The sequence below is a fragment of the Arthrobacter sp. YN genome, from assembly GCF_002224285.1.
Classification (GTDB): domain Bacteria; phylum Actinomycetota; class Actinomycetes; order Actinomycetales; family Micrococcaceae; genus Arthrobacter.
Map to the genome: position 1 here is coordinate 2,332,471 of NZ_CP022436.1, position 20,492 is coordinate 2,352,962.

The window sequence follows — 20,492 nt, forward strand, 5'->3', positions numbered from 1 at the left end:
GGAGTTACCTAGCCCAGCTCAGCGAGCACTTTCGCGACGATGCGGTCCACAGTCAGCCCGTACCGGTCGTGGAGTGTAGGGAGCGCTCCGGCGTCGAGGAATTGGTCCGGAAGCGCGACGGGAACCACGCGTTTGCCGAGGCCGGCACTTACGACGGCGGATGCAACAGTTTCAAACAGGCCGCCAACAACGCTGTGGTTCTCGAGCGTAACGGCAAGACGATCGGTGTTCAGGACGGACCGCGACTAAGTCCAGGAGAGCGTCCGAACGATGATGGCTTAGTGGAAGACCGGCAATGGGAGGGAGCCTTTCGGCCCGAGGGCTGGGGGCTCCAATTCTTGTGTGTGGGGACCTGAATCTGTGCCTGGGTACTTGTATCTGCTAGCTCCGGAGGCGGACTTTGGCTGCGCGTTCGATGAGCACGGCCACGAAGTCGCGGATAGGGCCGTCGTTGAGGGCGGTGTATTCCTCGCTGACGATCTCCTCAACATGGGTTCGGGGGGTGTCCGGAAACTTCTTCGCCAGTCTGTCGATGACTGCCGCTACTGCGTGCGCTTCATCCTGTTTATCCATGGGCTTAGTTTCAGGGCGGAAAGGTTGCCGCGTCAACGGAAATTTTGCACGCAGTCCCATGTTGCCTGGGTTGCAAGGTTCATCTGGTTGAAAGACGAGTACCGACTACTCGTGCGCCGACAATGTGACTACGGCTCTGAACATAGCAACCCACCAACGGCCGTCGTGCCCCACATTGGCCGGGGCTGCCGTGCTCCGCAAGTGGGCCGGGCGGAGCTGCTGTTCCAATTCCACGGAAGCGGACGAAGGGCTGAGCCGCATTGGGATGCCGGCAGGTTCTACGCTTCAACAAGCGGTATGACGACGCCGTAATCTCAGGGGAGAGGACCGCGACCATTCGCTGGGATGACCAGTAGCGGAGGGGCAGGCGACGTTCGTTTCGAGGACCATGCCGAATTTGCGCATGTGAAGGGCGAGATCATTCCGTCGCGCAGACAAGATTGCAGGATCTCGATGTTGAGCACGCACGTGGACGGAAAGATCACTACCCATAGATGCCCGAAGACGCTGAGCTGCCGTGCGTCATGCTCCGCGTCCATGCTGCCCGGTAAGGAGGCTGAGCGTGCGCAAGTGTCCCGCCTGGGGGAAACCAAGCGGGACATGCTTACGCTACCGTCCCACTCTGACAAGCCTCGGTGTAGAAGAATGCCCGCAGGGATGTCCACAACGATGCGGTCGGCGACATGGTCGGCGCGCTGGACGAGGACCCTTTTTGGTGGCGAGGTAGGGCACGGCGAGGATAACGATCTCGCCCGTGACAATCTGGTCGGTGTCATTGCTGCCGAATAGCTGGACGGTGTTGCCGCCTTTTCGGCGATGCCGGCTATCGCAGTGCCCCATTTCTACTGGTGGGGTTTAGAAGGCCCAGGTGCTGTAGCGTCCGACGGCTACGATCAGGGCCAGGGCGGCGAGGACGACATTGATCACAGCCATCTGTTTTTCGCCCCGCTTGAGGTGCGTGATAATCGCGCCGACCATCACGATGGCCAGGCCGGTGGCGGCCACGGGGACCAGGAAGGTTGCGATCCCCATAACTGCGGGAAGGATCAAACCAAGGGCGCCTAGGACTTCGGCCAGACCTATGGCCTTGATCGCACTGGGGGTAAAGTCTTCGGCCCAGCCCATACCGGAGGCGGCAAGCTTTCCCTGCGGCTGGGCCAGCTTCATGGCTCCGGCACCGAGGAAGGCGAGGGCGAGCACGGAGGCGATGATCCAAAGAGTGATGTTCATGGCAGGTTTTCCTTTGACTAGGTGGGGTGCGGCTGCGGTCTCTGCTGCGGTCCCGGGACCGCAACTAACTTCAACGTTGAACTAAACGGTAAAACAAATAACTTCAAGATGCAAGTAATTTGGTCAAGCCATTTACTTCAAGCATGAACATAGCTTGCTGGTATGCTGGTGGCCATGGACACCACAGTCACTGACGAAGCATCAGCCGCCAACAGGGGACAATCTCACAAGAACGAACCCCGATGGCTGAGTGAGGAAGAGCGAGCGACGTGGCGGGCGTTCGCCAGTGTGCTGTTCCGCTTGCCCGTTGCCCTGGATAACCAGCTGCAGCGTGAGGCGGGCCTCAGCCACTTTGAATACACCGTCATGGCCGCCCTGTCCGAGGCGCCGGAGTGCACCTTGCGGATGAGCAACCTGGCGGCTCTGGCCGAATCAGGCCTGCCCCGCCTGTCCCAGGTCGTCGGCAGGCTGGAGAAGCGTGGCTGGATCAGCCGCACCGCTGACCCGGCCGACGGGCGCTCCACCCTTGCCACTCTTACTGAACAGGGCTGGGACAAAGTCGTGGAAACAGCACCTGGGCACGTCGAAGAAGTTCGTCGGCTCGTTTTCGACTCCCTCACCAAGGCCCAACAAAAGCGCCTCCACGAGATCAGCCGCCGCATCATGAAAACCATCGACCCGGAAGACCGATGCTTCCGCTAGCAACTCCGGCTAGTGGTGCATTCGGTTCCCGAGCTGTGGGTGCCTTCACCGTAGGCGGCCCTGCCGCCTAAGCACGACTTATGCGCCCAGGAAAATCACTGAGCTGTCATGGGGATGACTCTGACGCCTCGAATCCCGCGCCCACGGTTGCTTCTGAGAATCAGCCCAGAGTTTGTGGGTCGACCGGCGTGGTAATACCGGATCGCAGTTCGATGATTTCACCGCCTGCGAATAGGGCTTCCTCGTCGAACGCCCGCGCGACGAGTTGCACTCCAAGGGGGGCTCCGGCGCCTCGAATAACGCCCAGCCCCATAGCCGGCAGTCCAAAAAACGGTACAGAGGTGTTCGGCCACTGGTTAGTCATGACTTCGCGGGTTTCGTCCACTGTCCCCAAGTCCCGACCGTAAGCAAACGGCAGCTCCCCTGAGTTCGGAAGAACCAGAAGCGGGTGGTCGTCCATGAACTCAGACAGTTGGCGGCGCAACAGGTGCCGACGCGACCAAGCGGCCATAAAATTCTGTAGAGTCAGCTCGCCAAGCGCTTCCTCAACCACATCCAATTGGTGGCTGATCACCTGGCTGCTCATTGCTTCACGCACGCGGTGAATCTCCTGCACGAAACCTAATTCTTTGAGATCTGCAAAGAGCAGCCTCCACCACAACGTTGCCGCCTCTCCGAGCAGTGGCAACTCAACCTCGTCGACCTCGTATCCTGCTTCCGCAAGCCAGGTGCCCGCCAGCTGCACCGCGGCTTCAGTTTCGCGCGCGCCGGAACAGGCAAAGGGGTGCTGGCCGGGATTTGTAACGAGCGCAACACGTCGCGGATTTCGAGCAGAGGGCACTCCCGGGGAAGCCACATGGTTGGGGTCACGAGAGTCCGGCCTCTCCATAACCCGCAAGGCCAGTCGAGCGTCGGCGACATTACGAGTGATGGCACCTTCGGCGACGAATTCCGTGAAGGCCAGGGGCATCCCCGTGCCGGGAGGAGCATGCCAAATAGGAACTCGTCCAATGGTGGGGCGAAGCCCCACCACCCCGCACACTGCGCCGGGATATCGTAGGGAGCCGCCGAGGTCGTTACCGTGCGCGATCGGGACGACACCGGTAGCCACGGCGACGGCCGCGCCACCGCTTGAGCCTCCTGGGGTGACCTTCGGGTCCCACGGATTCAGTGTCCGGCCCCAGTGTTCGCTTTCTGTAAACCATCGGAGCGAGAAGGACGGAACGTTGGTGCGACCCAACTCCACGGCACCTGCCGCAAGCAAGTTTTGGACGACTGGCGCGGTCTCACCCGCCCGCATCCCGAGGTATTCTTCGACGCCGTCCGCAGTTGGCTTGCCCGCGACGTCGGTGTTCATTTTGAAGGCAACGGGAACTCCGTGAAGGGCGCCGACGCTCTCACCTCGGGCCAGCGCAGCGTCAGCCTCCTTGGCCCGAGCCACAGCGTCTTCGGCGACTTCGCCGAAGGCATTGGAAACCGGCTCGACCTGCTCCAGCCTCTCAAGAGATGCGGCAACTACTTCCGCGCTGGAGATTTCCTTCGCACGGATGGCGTCCACAATTTTGGTGGCGGACCAGCGCCACAGTTCGTTGTTCATGCCGCTACCTGGGCGGGAACGGCCGCTGTCCCGAACGGGCAGTCCACGACGTATCGCCATCCGCTGTCCTCGCTGTGACGTGCCACCTCGACAGTTACTCCAGACAGTGCGACAGGGCCACCTTCCGGATCGAGGCCGGTGATCGACCACGTTGCGTGCATTAAGACGAGCTCGCCACTTTGAGCCGCGAAGTAGGGTTTGTAGGTAAAGGACAGCTCCGGCAATGACAGGAGTGATTGCAGAGCTTCCCGCACGGCATCCTTACCGGCTGCTTCGCTGCCGTCCGGACCGACGAAAACGGCGTCGGGCTCGTAAAGTTCAATTAACGCGTCGAGATCGCCCGAAGAAAAGTGCTTGAGGAATAGTTCCTGAAGATGACGGGCATCGGTTGCCGACATGGCAACTCCTTTCGTTGGTGTTGCCGAGAAGCTTAGGGCCGGTCGCTGAGCAGCACATCGGTAGTTCTGCCGATAACTGTGATCGTGCACACGTCACACTTGACTGATCAGTGCCTGCGGCGCGGCCGCAGGCGCAGGATCAGTGCGGCCGGAACGGCCACCACAAGCTTCTACCGTGTCCTGTTTCCCCGAAGCAGGTCGCATGGACTAGGACTTGTACTGTCACAGTTCACGCTTTTGAGTGCGTCCGCCACCGATCCGGCCAGCGCGCGACGCATAGTCATAGGTGGGTGCCAGATCGAATCCTATTGCGGCTCCGTATGCCGCAGCGGCAGCTCGATTGGGTGCGTCAAGCTTGGCGAGTATGTGTTCGAGATGTGTAGCCACGGTCCTCGGCGCGATTCTGAGTATCGCGGAGATCTCGTCATTCGTCCGACCTCTGGCGACCTCGGCAAGAACCTCCATCTCGCGCCAAGAAAGCGGTCCATCAAATTCGACGACCTGACAATGTGCTCGCGTTCCCTCCTCGAGACGTTGTAGGCGAACTTCTACGCATTTGCCTTGGAACGGCACCATGAGAGTGGCGGGCAGCCGGCGTGTTCGCACGGCCTTTCCAACCAGTTCAACTATGGGAAAGTCACGGCCATGTACGTAACTAGGGTCGTGAAGGCGCTGGCGGTCGGCCCGGTCAGGAACGAAGGTCACCCATTCCCGGGATGAATCTGCTTCGGCTCCAGGACCGGCTTCCACAGCGGCGGCGAGCGAGTCGAAGAGTAGGGCAAGCACTCTCTTTGCGTCCGTCAGTCCGGGAACGAGTCGACGCACCCCCAGATTCAGAACGCCGACGTACCGGCCTTCGGAAGAATACAAGCATTGAGTTAAGCCCTCTTCGTATCCAAGAGGCTCCACAATACTGCGCACCGTGGACGAGGAACTGCGCTGTTCGCCCGTGAGGCTGCTTAACCATTGCGTCCGCCCAGTCTGCCTCACGAAGCTGAAAAGCGGATCGCTATGCAGTTGGTAGCGAATGAAGTCGCCCTGCAAAGGAGACATGGCACCTGCGACGTGGATGTGCTCTTTCGCACGCGGATCCCACCGTGACAACAGCGCCTCGTCGTATGGGAAAACACGCTGCAGTCCGGCCATGACGATGTCGAAATCACTGCCTTGCCGCTGCGACTCCCGAGCTGCGCTTCGGACTTCGATTGCGGCCTCAAGTCTCTCAGCTGAACTGCTGATTGGTTCCACCAACCAAGTCTATTCTCCAAGGGCTGCTGACTAGCCTAACTTTGCCCAGAGGCACTGAACTTATCCTTCGGATGGGCGAAATTGATTCACGTTTTACCCGGGTCAGGGGGTAACCAGGATGCTCCTGTTTACCCCCTTTCCTAACAGAGCTACGTCGCGGCCGCGGGTAACCCGGAATGTCAGGTTCTTACCTGAACTTCATATCCTTCAGCTCGTTCAAAAAGCACCCTTAAGTTTGTCCCGGAATGCTGCAGCCAAATGATCTGGGAATCGGAGCTTACAGCTTCAACCACGCCTTCCCGGATCGGTCCACCGCCGCGGTAGACCCTGACGTGTTTGCCCGTTAGCAAGGACCAGTCCTCAACGGAGTTGGCGTCCTTCGAGGTTACTTCTGGGCGGTCACCATCGGACCTGTTCTTGCCAATGGAGCTGTCGAAGCTCACGGCATCGTGTGTCGTGTTCAAGATATTTCCTCGGGGCTTTCGAAACCAGTCGTTTGGGACGATTACCGCTTGGCGCCGGTCCGCTCCGACTGGACATCAGGTTCTGTCCCCAGACCGGTGTCATGAACTACTCGCCCCCCGACGTATGTCATGAGGACGCGGGTTTCTGGCAGGGCATCGATGTCGCATGTAATGGGGTTGCGGTCCAGGATTGCCAAGTCGGCGTGATTGCCGGGAATGAGGGCGCCGATGCCTTCCCAACCCATGAGTTTCGCCCCGTTTTGGGTCCACATCTCGTATGCTTCTTGGCGGGTGGCCACTTGGGCAGGGCCGGCGTTGGTTCTGCCGCTGGGATACATCCTGTGGGTCACTGCAAGCTGCATGTGTTCGAAGGGATTGCATGGACCCCAGTCCATTCCGCCTGCTACCTCGAGGCCGGCGTCAAGGAAGTGGCGGAGGGGGTTGAGCACTTCGAGTGCCTTGGGGCCGATCCTTTCAGCCAGCATGTCTGCCTTGCCAAAGGTGAAGCTCGTGCTGATGGTCATGCTGAAGCCTAACTCGGCGTATTTTTTTGCTTGGTCTTCGCGGACCATATAGCCGTGCTGGATGATCCAATTAGTGCGCTCCAGCCTGTGTTTAGCAAGGACCTCTTCAGTCATTGCGATGTGTTCGTCGTGTTCGTCCGGGCTACAGGCGCAGAGGTTTAGCCGCAGGTCGTTCTCTGCGCAGAATTCGAACGCCCGTCGGTTATGTTCCACGCTTACTACCCGCTTGCCGGTTGTCACGTTCCCCCAGGGATCGAGATACCCTTCGTTCCAGGCTATGTTGCCGTTGAAACAAGGTCCGAATGTTGCGCTGGTTATGCCGTCGATGCGCAGCCAGTCGTCTTGGACGGATCGCATGGCGAGTGCCCTCTCAAGGGTCGCGTCGATCTCCGCGTCTGTCTTGGGTAGGTCACCGGGCAGTGCCGCCGGCTCAAGCTCAGGTACGGCATGGACCCGCAGGCTCAGGGCACCGTGGGCGTGCATCATCTGGTAGGCCTCGATGTGATCGAAGTCCATCGCGTGGCCTTCGTAGATCGTGGTGATGCCGAGCCCGTTGTACACAGCCATGGCTTTCGCCAGGGCCGCGGGCGCCAGTTCGGGTTGAATCAATGGCGGCATGAGCTTTGACAGCTCTGCGAAGAACGGATCTGAGTTGTAGTAGTTGGTCACCGCCCCTCGTAGGATGCCTGTGGGATTACCTGCTGCGTCCTTTTCGATCCATACGTCGGAGACCCGGTCCTCTGTTGAGGCATCAATTCCGAGCACCGAGAGGGCAGCGGAGTTCAGTGCGATGGCGTTCGGCAGGACCGGTGCGAAGGCTTGGATGATCACCGGGTGGTCGGTGGTGGCACGGTCCAGGACGTGCCTGTCCGGCAGTTCCCCTTCCGTCAGATGACGGAAGGAACGTCGTTGGAAATAGTGCGGCTCGCCGATCGGGGTGGTCCGTACCCATTCGCCTTTGGGTGTGGCTGCCGCTTTGCGCTGAATCAACTCGACGATTTCGTCATGGTCACGTACTTCGGTGAGGTCCACCAGGGGGGCTATGAACGCTGAGAAGTGCAATAAGTGTGGGTGTGTGTCGATCAGGCCCGGGATGATGGTGGCCCCGGGGACGCTCTGGCGTTCCACGTCCGGGCCCGCGATGGACAGAACTTCCTCGTTGGAGCCGACGGCGACGATCCGGCCGTCCCTAATCCAGATGGCCTCCGCGGGTGTGCCGCGGGAGTCAACAATTACTTCGGCGTCGGTATAGATGATGTTGGGCTGATCGATAGTCGTTTCAGTAGTCATTCGTGCTCCTTGGTTTGTTCCCGGATTTCGGTCGTTGGAATCTAGAGCCGTTGCGCTTAGGCGCCTAGCTCTGCGGGCGTTCGTAGACGCTCTTGCCTTGAAAATAGGTCCGCATGACTTCCGTTTTGTGAATGGCATTCGTGGGGACGTCGAACAGATTGTGGTTGAGCAGAACAAAATCTGCTGAGTGGCCGGCCTTGATAGCGCCGACGGTTTCTCCCAGGCCCATGGCGGTGGCGGGGTTCCGGGTGAATGCGGCGATTGCCTGGGGGAGCGAAAGGCATTGCTCACCGTTTTGTTCCCCCGGTACCGCGGGATCGGGGTTCGAGCGTGTGACGAGGGTTTCCATTCCGATCCACGGGTTGGGTACAGGGACTACCGGCCAGTCGGATCCGCCCGATACCAGTGCACCGCTCAAGGCCAGGTCTTTGATCGGCCAGCTCTCACGCAGGACCTTCTCCGGGATCTGGTTTGCGATGCTTTCATCGAAGATGTTCGGGTACCAAATGTAGGGGGATACATCCGGTATCACGTTCAGTTCTGCGAAACGGGAACGGTCCGCCGGGTCGACGTATGCTACGTGCGCAATTTGGAAGATTGCTCCTTCACCGTGCTTCTCGCGAATCACCTCGATTGCGTCCAGAGCCTGCCGTACCGAACCGTCACCCGTGGCATGCAGCTTTGCCCCAAGCCCGAGCTCGATGCATCGTTCAAGAGTTGCAACGAGGTCATCACGGGTCCACAGGAGTTCGCCAGTGTCTGAGGGGTCTTCATGCTCGCCGTGGCAGAGGTACGGGCTGAGCATGGCGGAGGTCCGGGTCATGGGAACTCCATCCAGGAATAGTTTTACGAAGTCCGGTCGGACGTGGTCGGTGCGGTACTTTTCGGCAACGGCGTACAGGTCCTCGCCAAAGATCCCGTCTCCAAAGAAGGGGCGGGCCGGGAGCGAGCCGACAACCCAGGACGTCAGTTCCGAATTCTTATCCATGTCGGACAACGCCAGAAGCGCATTTTCGAGCGTCCCCGCATCCTGTACAGCGGTAATGCCGTACGAGTTCACCAAACGGACCGCGGTCGCGGCAGAGACGCGGTCGCGTTCGCGGTGATCGTTGATCGCAGCAGCCGCCTTGTCTTCGGCCAGCGCACAGGCAGATTCGTACAGGACGCCTGTGAGCGTGCCGTCAGAACCGCGAACAAACGTCCCTCCCTCGGGGTTTGGAGTCCCTTCATCCACACCCATGATTTCCAGTGCGCGGGAGTTGACCCAACGGTTGTGGTGGGAGTCGTCCCGCAATAGCACGGGGCGCCCGCCGCTGGCTTCATCGAGGCCCGGCAGATAGCCCCCTTGTGCAATTTGATCAAGTACGGGGCTGCCGATGATTCCGCCGACCACCCATTCGTCCGGGGCGAGGCGCTCGGACCAGTTCCGCACCTTTGCCAGGATGGCGTCGATCCCCTCGGAGGGCGGCATGGTCAGTTCCCATGCGGACTGGGCCCCGCCGATCAGAAGATGGGAATGCACGTCGCAGAGCCCGGGCATGACCATCCTCCCCCCGGCATCCAGAAGTTCCGTGTCGGTTGAAGCGAGGGCTGTAATCTCGGCCGTGGTGCCGACTGCGGTGACGACACCTGCTGTAACGGCAAAGGCTTCCGCCCATTCATTTGCCGGGTCGCAGGTGTAGACGGATGCGTTAGTGACTATCAGATCAATTTCTTTACTCATGGCGCTGCCTCCTGGGCTCTAGGGACGAGTTGTGCTGAACGATGGTTCTTCCGGAGATTTCTCGGCGTCGTTGTTTTCCAACGGCAGCCGCTCGAGATCCTGGCCGAGACCCACGTAGATCTCTGGTTTGTTTCTGCGAAGATGCCATGCAAGAAGCAGGCCGCCGACGACGGCAACCGCGAGGAGCCAGGGAAGCATGGTAATCACCGGGGCGTCCGAACCGGCCAGCACCGAGAAGTTGCTGATGGCAAGGACCACCACAAAGCCCAAACCAAGAAGGCCAATCCCTGGCGCCAGCAGGGTGCTCCACCATCGCCGCTCCCGAATTCTCCTGAAGTGCACCACAATTGCCAGCGTGGCCATGAACTGCAGGGTGAGGATGCCCAACGTGCCAAAGCCCGTCATGCTCGGAATGAGTGAAGTGAGTGGTTCCAGCCCGAACACTGCGAAGAGCCCGGCGACTACGAGCCCCACTGCGAACTGGGCCATGGAGGCGCGCTGCGGAAATCCGTTGGGACGGGTCCGGCTCAGCCATTGCGTGAGAATCCGTGCGCGGCCCAGAGAGTAGATGTACCTGGTGGCCGAGTTGTGCAGGGCCATCAATGCGGCAAAGAGGCTCACAAGCAGCAGGATCATCATGGTCGTTGTAAGGCCCTCCCCGAGATATTGGCTTGAGAGGAAGAACACCAGATCGCCGGCGGCCAGGTGCTCGGCAGCGATTCCCTGGGTATCCGCTGCACCCAGTGCGCTTACTATGGCCCATGTAGTCACGGCTGCAAGAAGTCCGATGAAGCCTATTGCCCCGTAGGTTGCCCGTGGGATGGTCCTGCGGGGATTCCTCGCCTCCTCGCTGAACAACCCCGTTGCCTCCACTCCAACGAAGGCGTTGGCCGCGAACAGAAAACCGATTCCCGCTGCGCCCGAGAACACGATGCCGGGGCTGAAGACGTCCAGCGTGTAGCCGTCCCGGATGAGGACGGCGATGTCGAAGATTATCAGGATGGAAACTTCCAGGATCAGACCAACGCCAAGAACCTTGGCGCTGAAATTGATACCTTGGCGGCTGAGTAGGAAAGCGGCCGCCACCGCTACCAGTGACCAGATGAACCAGTGCACGTCAAGCCCTGTGAGCTGCGCGATCACAGTCTGAGTGAACAATCCGATTGTTCCGATCGCACCGGCTACGAAGCAGTTGTAGCCGAGCATCGCTACCAGTGCAGCCACCAGCGCTGCTGCTCTTCCCAGGCCCTTGAGGACAACGGCGTAGAACCCTCCTGCGCTGACAAGCAACTTGGACATTTGGGCATAGCCCACGGCGAAGAGTAGGAGTATCGCGGTAACGACAATGAAAGATCCCACCATCCCGGCGCCGTTGCCGAGTGCCAGGCCAAGAGCGGTGATGACAATAATGCCGGTCAGCGGGGCGACGGCCGCAAGTACAAGGAAAACGACGCCAAAAACGCCCAAGGAGTCCCGGGACAATTTGTCTGGGACGGAAGGAACGTGTTCCTGCAGCTGATTATCCATGGCAACCTTCTTTTTATCTGGCGTCCTCCGCCGGGCGGAGGAGACCGGGTTGACGCCTCATGTATTGATTAGGCGGGAAAGGAGGACCTGGCGGAATAGCCGAAGTCCGAGAGGATATTGGCCCCGTTGATGGCACGCGAGCCTTCGCCGGAAAGGAAAAGTACGGTCCGGGCGATGTCACCGGGGGTGTTCACGGGGTATTCCGCATCGTCGAAGCTCTCAACGCCAATCCCGCGCCTGGCCATCGGGGTATCTACGATGGATGGGCACACACTGTTGACCCTAATTCCGTGGGATTCGAAGAGCTCGAAGGACAATGCCCTGGTGAGCTGTACCAGAGCCCCCTTGGAAGCGTTATAAGCCAACATCCCGGGCGCTGCCACGAAGCCTGAATCGGACCCAATAATAGTGACCGAGGCGTGTTGCTCTTCCCTGAGGAAAGGCAAGGCGTGCTTCACCGCGTGAAATACGCCCAGCACGTTGACTTCAAGGACACGGAGGAAGTCATGGGAAGTTACGTCCTCCACCGCAGCGCCCATTTCACCCTCGATTCCGGCGCTGGCAACCACTGTATTGATGCCCTGAAGCCGGCTGTCGAACTCCTTGAAGGCGCTTGCCATCGCAGCTTCGTCCGCCACGTCCGCCACAATTCCGTGGCACCTGCCGTCCTTATACTCAGAGAGCGGTCCGTGCAGGGCTGCATCCAGACTTTGCTGAGAGCGGGTAATGATGCCCACTCTCGCCCCCTCGTCCAGGAACGCTGCGGCCGTGGCAAGTCCGATTCCGGAGGCGCCACCGGTAATAACGACCCGCTGTGCGGTTTTTTGAGAAAGATCCATGAGTCCGTTCCGATCAGAAGTAGTCCTCGAAGCTGTTGTGCTTCTTTCAGATGTGGTGGGGCGACGACTAGATGCTGTGGAGGGCCGCTTCCAGACCTTCCAGCAGTTGTTCCGCGTGTGATTTGTTGAATACGAGCGGCGGCCGTATTTTCAGCACGGTTTCATGCCGGCCCACCTTGCTAATGAGAATCCTGTTGTCCTTCATGTTCTCTACGAGCTTCTTCGTGACCGCCGGGGCTGACAGGCCAGACTTCTGGTCCGGAAGCAGCTCGACGCCGAAGAACAGGCCCTGGCCCTTGACAGCTCCCGCGAAGTCGAACCGGGCAGCCAGTTTTTCCAGTCCTTCCTTTAGGACATTGCCGGTAGTTTGGGCATTGGCCATCAGGTCCTCGTCCTTCATGACCTGCAGGACCGCCCTGCCCGCGGCAGCGGAGACAGGATTCCCCGCGAAGGTATTGAAGTACAGATTGGCCGCACCAAACTCGTCCAGCAGATCGGCGCTCGTTACCACCCCGCCGATCGGATGCCCATTTCCCATGGGCTTTCCCATGGTGACCAGATCTGGGGCAAGCTCGTACAGCTCGTAGCCCCACATTGCGTCCCCGGTGCGGCCGAACCCGGACTGCACTTCATCTGAGATCAGCAGGCCCCCGGCCGCGTGGATGCGCTGTTGAACAGCATGGAGGTAGCCGTCCGGGAGCCTGCACAGGCCCTCGGTCGAGAAGAGCGGATCAAACAGGAAGGCGGACACTCCAAACCCTTCGCTGTTAAGGGATTCAATCGCTGCATCCAGCTCGCGAATAGCGATCTCAAACAGCTCTGCCGGCGAGACGTCGTTATCGGCTGTGTCCAGGTCCGGGATTCGGATCGCGCGGACGTTGGACGACACTCCGTTCCTGGTGGGCAAAGCCGTGGTTACATCCGCGAGGAGCGAGGTGTTTCCGTGGTAGCTGAAGTCGGACACAATGATGCCTGTGTTCCCAGTACGCTGGTTGGCTATGCGGAAAGCCAGGTCGTTGGCCTCTGATCCGCTGTTGGTGAAGGAAACCTTTTCCAACCCGTCGCCGAACGTCGCGAGGAGTTCCTCGGAATAGTCGATCACCTGGCTGTTCAGGTAGCGGGTGTGGATGTTCAGCCGGGATGCCTGGGCCTGAATGGCTTCTATGACGACGGGGTTGCAGTGCCCAACGTGCGGCACGTTGTTGTAGGCATCGAGATACGTCCGTCCGGTCACGTCTGTAGCCCAGACTCCTTTGGCCGATACCAAGGCAATCGGTTCGTCATAAAAGAGCGGGGAATGGATGCCCAGTGTCTTCAGCCTTCGCTCCAGCAGGCTGGATGCAGAGCTTTCGGTCTGCTGGGAGACGGAATTTCGATTTTTTGTGTGAGGCATTATTTCTCCGTTTCGGGCATGAAAAATTAGCCCAGCAATTGCGAGCGGATCACGAGGCGCAGGGCGCCGAATATTGTTAGGGCCGCCGGAGCAGTGACACTACGACGTCGGAAGGTGGGGACGGCGCATCAGCGCCCCGCTGACACTCGGGAAGCGGAGTAATTCCGCGCCATCTTCAGGACCACCGGAATGATTTGGCTGATGATGAACTCGGAAGTTTCGTCCCCTCGTCTCGTCGAGGCCCAGCCCATGTACGTCAGGCCACGCGAGAGCAGCATCGCGTCCCAAATCTTCATCTGTTCCTGGGGCAGCGCCCGGACGGACCGATAACCCTCTATCGCGCTGCGGCAGTAATCAGAATATTTCGGGTGGGGCAGGTAAAAGAAGAGCAGCGTGGCAAGGTCAAATAGATGCCACCCCTGACCAAAGTCATCAAAGTCGATAAGGACGCACTCTTCGTCGCGAACCAGAATGTTCTCCGGCGTGAAATCTGCGTGGATGACGCCATACCGATCTTTGCCAAATCCGAAGGAAATCAACTCGTCCTTGATTGCCCGCTTGACGTCGTGGAGCAGGACAACGTCTTGCTCTGAAAGCTCGCGAATATCGCACGGATCGCCCCACAGGGCCTGCTCACCGACCAAGCCTTCGATGTCCCAAGCCTGTCGGTCAAAATCCTTTCCGACGCCGATACCAGTCGCCTCGTTGTGAAACGCGCCGGCCAGCGCCCCGAGCCGGTGGAAGGTCTCGGGGCTGAGGCTGGAGCTACCATCAAAGGCTTCTACGACGTCGCCCAGAGGCGCTGCATCTTCCACCCAGACGAGTACGTCGATCTGATAGGTGAACCCATCGTTTCCCGCGATCAGGCAGAGCAGGTCCCCATCCGACGTCGGAAGAACCTCCGGGACGTCCACTCCTCGGCTCCTAAGCGAACGCAGGAATTCCAGTTCGCACGTGACCTCCGAATCCGAGCGGTATCCGGGGCGGTGAAGCCGCACGGCATAGGTGATTTTTCCTTCCGGGTAAATTCGGAAGACATAGTTCTCACGGTATTTGACGAACTCAATCGCCGTGTCCTCTTGAAAGCCGTACCGCCCAAGTGCCGCATGAACCGTGCGAACTGCATGTGCTTTGTCCAAAGTGGATCTCCCTTGATTCTAGGTCTGTGTGGTGGTCGATCTGGGCTGGCTGAGTAGCCTGCAGATTCGTTCCGTAACCCTCCTCTAGAAAAAGTGAACCACACCACATAGCCAAAATCTATACTCTGAGTACATTTTTTGATTCCAAAGGATAGAATGACTGCGGGGGTGCGGGCCAAGGTTCCTCCGGTAAAGGAAGGGACAGACCATGATGACGAAGATTTCCCCCACGGGGTCTCTCCGGGAACGACAACAGGTTCGGGCAAAGGATGACCTGTTGCTGGCCACGTTGGGAATCATTTCGGCCGAGGGGCCCGACGGTGTGAGCATCGACCGGGTAACGCAGAATGCCGGAATGTCGCGGGGGACCCTGTACGCCTACTGTCCCGGCGGCCGCGATGAACTCTTGCTTCGCGCGTACGAACATATCGGGACACGATTCATTGAGGCAGCCACCGAACGTGCTGAGTTCCGGGATGACTGGATGGATCGGATTTCAGGCTTTGCGGAGGCCATGGCGGAGCTGTGCTCGGATTCGCAGATCGGATTCTTCTACAACATCAGTGGACCAAACCTTCTGGGCTTCCCGGCTGACAGGGGCAGGGGATCCAGGGCTGCGCTGGATGTCATTAATAAGGAGTTGACCAGAGCGATCAGCGAGGGCGACGTTGACGCGGGAATCGACACCGAAGGGACGGCCATCCTCCTTACGGGAAGCCTGCGGGAAATGGGAATGGCTGTAGCCCGCAACATCGACATGGCAGGGAGTCTTCTGCTGGCCTTCAAGCGGATTCTCGTGGGATTGCGTTCCCCTATTTGTGATTCGTAACGTCGATGGTGATATATCCGTCGGCTGTAGGGGCGTTGGACGCACGTCGCAGAGTGTGAGTCGGTGGTTGGGGCTACGTCGTCAGCGAAGTTGGTGCCGCTTCAGGGTCCCCCTGCCTTGGTCGATGAGCCTGCTGACTGCTGCTTCTGACCTTTAGACAGGTCGTCCAAAAAAGATGACTAAGAGGCAGGTCCTGGTCTGAATGGATATATCCTGTCTCTTTAGACATGGAGGATTTATGACTGCGGCGATGGGAAAGCCCTCTTCGACGAGCCTCCGGGAGCGTCGTCGAGAGCAAACACGAAGCGACTTAGCCGATGCCGGCCTGGAAATCATCTCTGCCGAGGGAGTGGACGCTGTCACTATCGACAGATTGGCCATGCAGGCAGGGATGTCTCGCGGTACGGTCTACGCGCATTTCGAGGGCGGCCGCGATGAAGTGCTCCAAGAGGCGTACCGGGCGGTGAGCCGTGAGGTCGTCAGCACGGCCCAGAGACTTACGGATTCTGCCACCACATGGCGCGAACGGGTCATGGCGTATGCAAGAGCCATGGTAGCGCTGACGGAAGATCATCACCGGGGTTACTTCTACAATGTGGCGGGACCGGCCCTGTTTGGCAGTCGCGTCGAACGTGGAGAGGGTTCCTCGGCCAGCCTCGCGGCAATACGCAAAGAGCTGGTGATCGCGCAGGAGCGTGGGGAAGTTGACAAGGGGGCGGATGCGGACGCAATTTCCGTGCTGCTGATCGGATGCCTCCGTGAGGGCGGCGTTGAAATTGCCCGCGAGGCCATGAAGCCAGCGAATTTCCTTTCAGCGTTTCAGCGTTTGCTGGATGGCCTGGCACCCAAGGGCCCAAGTTAGGTACCTGTCGTCCACGGCTGGCGCGCGTGGACGACAGGTGACCCGGAGGGTTGGCCGGAGACTATCCGTTGATGATCTGGGGTGCTCCCAGTTGCTTTAGACCCTCTACACCAAACTCAAGTCCATAGCCCGACTGCTTGGCCCCGCCAAACGGCACGCGCGGGTCTACGGCTCCATGCTTGTTGATCCACACGGTTCCGGCCTCGATCCGTGCAGCGACTTCGCGTGCACTGTCTTTATTGGAGGACCAAACAGAGGCGCCGAGGCCGACATCCAGGCTATTGGCCATCTTAATGGCCTCATCAATACTGGAGTACTTGATGATTGGCAGCGCAGGACCAAATTGTTCCTCGATCACCAATGGGTTCTGGTTGTCGATATCCGCAATCAAAGTTGTTGGATAGAAGAAGCCAGGCTGGTCGACTTCCGGCTCGCCGCCCAGCAGCACCCTTGCTCCCGATTCCTTCGCCGCCTCCACGAGTCGGGCAACGACATCAAACTGTGCCTTGTTCTGCAGCGGGCCGAGTACGTTGTTCTCGTCCAGGCCAATGCCCATCGGCATGTTCTTCGCTACAGCAGTCAGCGCTTCACAAACCTCCTCGTAGATGTCTTCATGCACGTACAAGCGCTTGAGTGCGGCACAAGTCTGGCCAGTGTTGATGAACGCTCCCCAGAACAGGTCTTCAGCAATCGCATCGGGGTCGGCGTCCGGGAGCACAATTCCGGCGTCGTTGCCACCCAGCTCCAGCGTTAACCGTTTCACGGTGTCAGCAGAGGAACGGATGATCGCTTTGCCGGCGGCCGTGGAACCGGTAAACATTACTTTGGCGATGTCCTCGTGGGCGGCGAGACGTTCACCTACATCGCGTCCCCCCGGAATTACTGCCAGCACATCGGCCGGCAGGATTGAGTTGATTACCTCGACCAGCGCAAGCACTGATAACGGAGTCATGCTCGACGGTTTGATGACCACGGTGTTACCCATGCGCAGCGCTGGGGCCAGCTGCCAGACTGAGATCATCATTGGCCAATTCCAAGGTCCGATGGCACCAACAACGCCAAGAGGCCGGTAAAAGAGTTCTGCGAGGGTGCCGTTCTCCTCAACAATGGTTTCGACGTCCAGCGTGAAAGATGCCGTCGCCCGCAGCCAGGCGCTGCAGGCCCCGACTTCGAAGCGGGCATTCGGACCGTTGAGCGGTTTGCCCTGTTCCCTGGACAGCAGCTGGGCCAGCGCCTCGGCATTGGCTTCGATGGCGTCTGCGGCAAGCGTGAGTAATTCGCTGCGTTCTTCGTGGCCGCGCGCAGCCCAGCCTCGCTGGGCGGCGTGGGCAGCATGGATGGCATCATCCAGCTCAGCGACGCCGGGCTCTGCAACCAAACCGATTTGCTGGCCCGTGGCCGGATCGTTGATGGGACGCCCGCCGGAAGCCGGTTGGATGGCCTCAAGGAGACTCTCGTAAGTGAACGAGACTGTTTCGAATGTCGTTGTCATGGTGGATTCCTTCATTTCGTGAAAGACGGGTTGAATTTCGGCGCCCCTCCTGCTGGAAAAGCGGATAGGGGGTCTTGGATTTGCCTTGTGCCGGGCCCTAGTGGCCCGCGTTTGCTTCGGCAGCTGCGCGGGCTACCGCTGCGGACATCTCCAGGAATTTGGTCTGTAGCTCGTGTTCGTCGAGGAACGTGAACTCGCCGCCGGAGATCAATACCCGGCCGTCAACGACGACCAGGTCAACGTCGTTGCTACTTCCTCGGGACAGGAAGCCGGTTAACGGGCGTGCCACGCCAGCGTAGCGCCAATCGTCAACCCGGACACCCACAAAGTCGGCCCGCATTCCCGGGGCAATCCGACCAATTTTGTCATCCCACGCCAGGGAGACGGCACCGGCTCGGGTTGCCATCGCCAAGACCGATGATGGCGGAAGGAAAGTGGGGTCACCAGCGGCTTCGTTGTAGCCGAGCCATGCCATCCGCATTGCCTCCGGCATCCCACCGAGGGGTAGTTCGTCGGTGTCGGTACTGAGGCCAACCGTTAGATTTGCCCGGATAAGGTCGAGGACCCTAACTCGCTGGGAGAGGGTCGCTTCCCCCATTGCACCGTAACGGGCAGGTGCGTGGGTGACATGAATTCCTGCGGCGACGATCCGCTGGAATTCGTCGTCGTCGAGATATGCAACATGGGCTGCGATCAGGCGGGGTGATAGCAGCCCGGCGGCAGCGTATCTGTCTACTGGCCTTTTTCCGAAAGCCTTGAGGCTGGCGTCATTTTCGTTTGCCCAGGCTGCGAAGTGAGTGCCGATCTGCGTGTCATACTTTTCCGCGATCTCCCCAATGCCCTTTAGTAGCTCGTCACTCGCGAGCACAGATCCGAGGACAGAGGGAAGCGGGCGAACCGTAGGGAGGTTCCGCCGGGAAATGTCCGAAACCATCGTGTCGACGCTTTGCAACACGTGGTCGGTATCTTGAACGCGTACGAATCCGTCAGCCATGGCTATACCGTCGATGGTGAGCATGGAGAGAGCTGCACGAATGCCGGTGGCTTGGGCGGCGCCAACGAGTGTGTCGGTGGAGCCAATGGATCCAAAGTCTGCGACGCAGGTGGTTCCAGCGCGCAATTGCCACACCAGACTTTGAATCGCAGATATGCCAGCTGCCTCGGGTGGAATCGCCTGCATAAGGCTGCCGAGCCCGGCAAACTCCTGAGTGATCGCAGGGATATTACCTCCATGCGCCGTTGGGGGTACTGGGTCGTGGCGATCGTCCAGGTCAAGGCCCCCTGCGGCCGCTACGCGTAGGGCGCTGAGGCTGTGCCAGTGGTTGTTGACCAGGCCCGGCATGAGCATGAGACCAGAACCGTTCACGTGACGGACTTCGGTTCCATTTGCGGCCAGTTGGGCTTCGGCAACATCCACTTCAGCGACTCCGCCGAGCGCCGTGATGGTCCCGCCGGCTGTGAGAAGGGAGCCCAGGAGGACGGGCCGCTCAACGTCTCCGGTATAGATGCAGGCTCCGTCGATACGCATGGCGATGGGGTCAGGTATTTGATCAATAAAGGGGAGAGAATCGGACATCGGATTTCCTGTCAGGAGTGGCCGGCATGACTACGAGGAGGCTGCTGTGTGAAACCAATCGACAACGTGTTGCGCCATACCTGCGGGATCGGAAAGATGGCCGGAGTGGTCAATATTTGCCATTTCAAGCAGGACGCCGGAACTAGCTGCCTCTACAACTACTGCCGTACTTTGCCGCAGGTTCTCGGGGCTTAGCCCGCCCCTGATGGCCAGCAGCGGAACATGGATTTTTTCCACCTCGTCCTGCATGTCCGGCAGTGCGTCGAGCAACCGCAACTCGGGAACGAAAGACGGGGCGATGGCTTTCATGGCTTCCCAAACCGGAGTGGTTTTCACAAATTCAACGTCCTCTGCGGTTCCACCAACGATATTGGTGAAGGCATAGGACACCGCGCCGTCGATGTCGCCAGCATCGATGGCGGCTTGGTAGACCTCAATCTCCTGCGTGAGCATTCCGTTTGGGGGGAGTGGTGGTTCGTAGGCGATGACGCCTGCCAGGCCCCGCATCGTGGCGGCACTCAAGAGCACCGACGTCGCTCCGAAGGAATGTCCGAACAGAACCGCGTTGCCGCCGGCTTCCTCCATTAGCGCTTGATGGTCCTCAATGATAGTTTGACGCCCATAGTCGGCGGGAAAGTCGCCTGTGAGGCCTCGGCCCCGGGAGTCAGCCACCCACACCGTGAAGTCATTGGATAGGGCCGAAGCCAGTGGGAGGTATTCCTCCCCGTCTGCCAACGAGCCGTGTACTAAGACCATCGATGGTCCAGCCCCAAGCTTTCGGAATCCGATCCGCGTCCCGTCCCCGCTTACGACGTAACCCGACTCAATCGACGTTGCCTCTGACATGATGCTCCTTTTCTTGCAAACAGCTGACTCTGAAGAAAAGTGAATCACATCACCAAGCTAAATACTAGACTTAGAGTCTAGGTTCTATATTTGGATACAATGTGATTCGTGGTAGGGGGTGGACAGAACTGCGGCTGGCCCGAGCCAACAGTCCGGGCGCCACGTTCTATCCGAGAGAGTCCACTCCGCGTCTCGAAAAAAATGCGGATGGCCCTAGCACGTGTCCCAGTTTGAGTACCT

17 protein-coding genes and 1 pseudogene are annotated in these 20,492 nt (G+C 59.4%); 3 read left to right on the plus strand and 15 right to left on the minus strand.

Annotated elements, in window-relative coordinates; genetic code table 11:
* Positions 1-8: 8 nt before the first annotated feature.
* The 3 genes and pseudogenes from CGK93_RS10550 to CGK93_RS10565 all read right to left on the minus strand — a co-directional run.
* Positions 9-233, minus strand: a pseudogene (locus CGK93_RS10550) (transketolase C-terminal domain-containing protein); the annotation flags it as partial.
* A gap of 148 nt (positions 234-381) precedes the next feature.
* A complete protein-coding gene (locus CGK93_RS10555; protein ID WP_089597369.1) occupies positions 382-573 on the minus strand; it encodes a three-helix bundle dimerization domain-containing protein in 192 nt (63 codons plus the stop codon).
* Between the two features lie 855 nt (positions 574-1,428).
* Positions 1,429-1,803: a DoxX family protein gene (locus CGK93_RS10565; RefSeq protein ID WP_089594782.1), complete on the minus strand. Its 375-nt coding sequence runs from the start codon at positions 1,801-1,803 to the stop codon at positions 1,429-1,431.
* A 174-nt stretch (positions 1,804-1,977) separates the two neighbouring features.
* On the opposite strand from CGK93_RS10565, the gene CGK93_RS10570 reads away from it, so the two are divergent.
* Positions 1,978-2,505: a MarR family winged helix-turn-helix transcriptional regulator gene (locus tag CGK93_RS10570; protein WP_089597371.1), complete on the plus strand. Its 528-nt coding sequence runs from the start codon at positions 1,978-1,980 to the stop codon at positions 2,503-2,505.
* Positions 2,506-2,665: 160 nt separating this feature from the next.
* On the opposite strand, the gene CGK93_RS10575 is transcribed toward CGK93_RS10570, so the two are convergent.
* The 9 genes from CGK93_RS10575 to CGK93_RS10620 all read right to left on the minus strand — a co-directional run bounded on the left by CGK93_RS10575 (position 2,666) and on the right by CGK93_RS10620 (position 14,647).
* A complete protein-coding gene (locus CGK93_RS10575; protein WP_157731729.1) occupies positions 2,666-4,102 on the minus strand; it encodes an amidase in 1,437 nt (478 codons plus the stop codon).
* Positions 4,099-4,500: a YybH family protein gene (locus CGK93_RS10580; protein WP_089594784.1), complete on the minus strand. Its 402-nt coding sequence runs from the start codon at positions 4,498-4,500 to the stop codon at positions 4,099-4,101. Before CGK93_RS10580 ends, CGK93_RS10575 begins: the two co-directional genes overlap by 4 nt.
* Before the next feature lie 222 nt (positions 4,501-4,722).
* Positions 4,723-5,748, minus strand: coding sequence for a helix-turn-helix transcriptional regulator (locus tag CGK93_RS24085; protein WP_232481609.1), 1,026 nt, complete (start codon positions 5,746-5,748; stop codon positions 4,723-4,725).
* Between the two features lie 505 nt (positions 5,749-6,253).
* Positions 6,254-8,026 carry an amidohydrolase gene (locus tag CGK93_RS10595; protein WP_157731731.1) on the minus strand — a complete coding sequence of 591 codons (1,773 nt, stop codon included), beginning with the start codon at positions 8,024-8,026 and terminating at the stop codon, positions 6,254-6,256.
* Positions 8,027-8,090: 64 nt separating this feature from the next.
* Positions 8,091-9,749 carry an amidohydrolase gene (locus CGK93_RS10600; RefSeq protein WP_089594787.1) on the minus strand — a complete coding sequence of 553 codons (1,659 nt, stop codon included), beginning with the start codon at positions 9,747-9,749 and terminating at the stop codon, positions 8,091-8,093.
* Between the two features lie 18 nt (positions 9,750-9,767).
* Positions 9,768-11,276 (minus strand): APC family permease, encoded by a 1,509-nt coding sequence (locus CGK93_RS10605; RefSeq protein ID WP_089594788.1) that lies wholly within the window; start codon positions 11,274-11,276, stop codon positions 9,768-9,770.
* 68 nt (positions 11,277-11,344) lie between these two features.
* Positions 11,345-12,115, minus strand: coding sequence for an SDR family NAD(P)-dependent oxidoreductase (locus CGK93_RS10610; RefSeq protein WP_089594789.1), 771 nt, complete (start codon positions 12,113-12,115; stop codon positions 11,345-11,347).
* 67 nt (positions 12,116-12,182) lie between these two features.
* Complete coding sequence (locus CGK93_RS10615; protein ID WP_089594790.1) at positions 12,183-13,508, minus strand: aspartate aminotransferase family protein; 1,326 nt, start codon at positions 13,506-13,508, stop codon at positions 12,183-12,185.
* 128 nt (positions 13,509-13,636) lie between these two features.
* Positions 13,637-14,647 carry a phosphotransferase enzyme family protein gene (locus tag CGK93_RS10620; RefSeq protein ID WP_089594791.1) on the minus strand — a complete coding sequence of 337 codons (1,011 nt, stop codon included), beginning with the start codon at positions 14,645-14,647 and terminating at the stop codon, positions 13,637-13,639.
* Positions 14,648-14,855: 208 nt separating this feature from the next.
* On the opposite strand from CGK93_RS10620, the gene CGK93_RS10625 reads away from it, so the two are divergent.
* Both CGK93_RS10625 and CGK93_RS10630 read left to right on the plus strand, forming a co-directional pair.
* A complete protein-coding gene (locus tag CGK93_RS10625) occupies positions 14,856-15,476 on the plus strand; it encodes a TetR/AcrR family transcriptional regulator (protein ID WP_089594792.1) in 621 nt (206 codons plus the stop codon).
* 238 nt (positions 15,477-15,714) lie between these two features.
* Entirely contained in the window at positions 15,715-16,338 is a 624-nt protein-coding gene (locus tag CGK93_RS10630; RefSeq protein ID WP_157731733.1) for a TetR/AcrR family transcriptional regulator, read from the plus strand.
* 61 nt (positions 16,339-16,399) lie between these two features.
* Here the strand turns inward: CGK93_RS10630 and CGK93_RS10635 are convergent, their stop codons facing one another.
* The 3 genes from CGK93_RS10635 to CGK93_RS10645 form a co-directional block, all read right to left on the minus strand.
* Positions 16,400-17,830 (minus strand): aldehyde dehydrogenase family protein, encoded by a 1,431-nt coding sequence (locus CGK93_RS10635; protein ID WP_089597374.1) that lies wholly within the window; start codon positions 17,828-17,830, stop codon positions 16,400-16,402.
* A gap of 97 nt (positions 17,831-17,927) precedes the next feature.
* Entirely contained in the window at positions 17,928-19,406 is a 1,479-nt protein-coding gene (locus CGK93_RS10640) for an amidohydrolase family protein (protein WP_089594794.1), read from the minus strand.
* A gap of 30 nt (positions 19,407-19,436) precedes the next feature.
* Positions 19,437-20,252: an alpha/beta fold hydrolase gene (locus tag CGK93_RS10645; protein ID WP_089594795.1), complete on the minus strand. Its 816-nt coding sequence runs from the start codon at positions 20,250-20,252 to the stop codon at positions 19,437-19,439.
* Between the last annotated feature and the right edge of the window lie 240 nt (positions 20,253-20,492).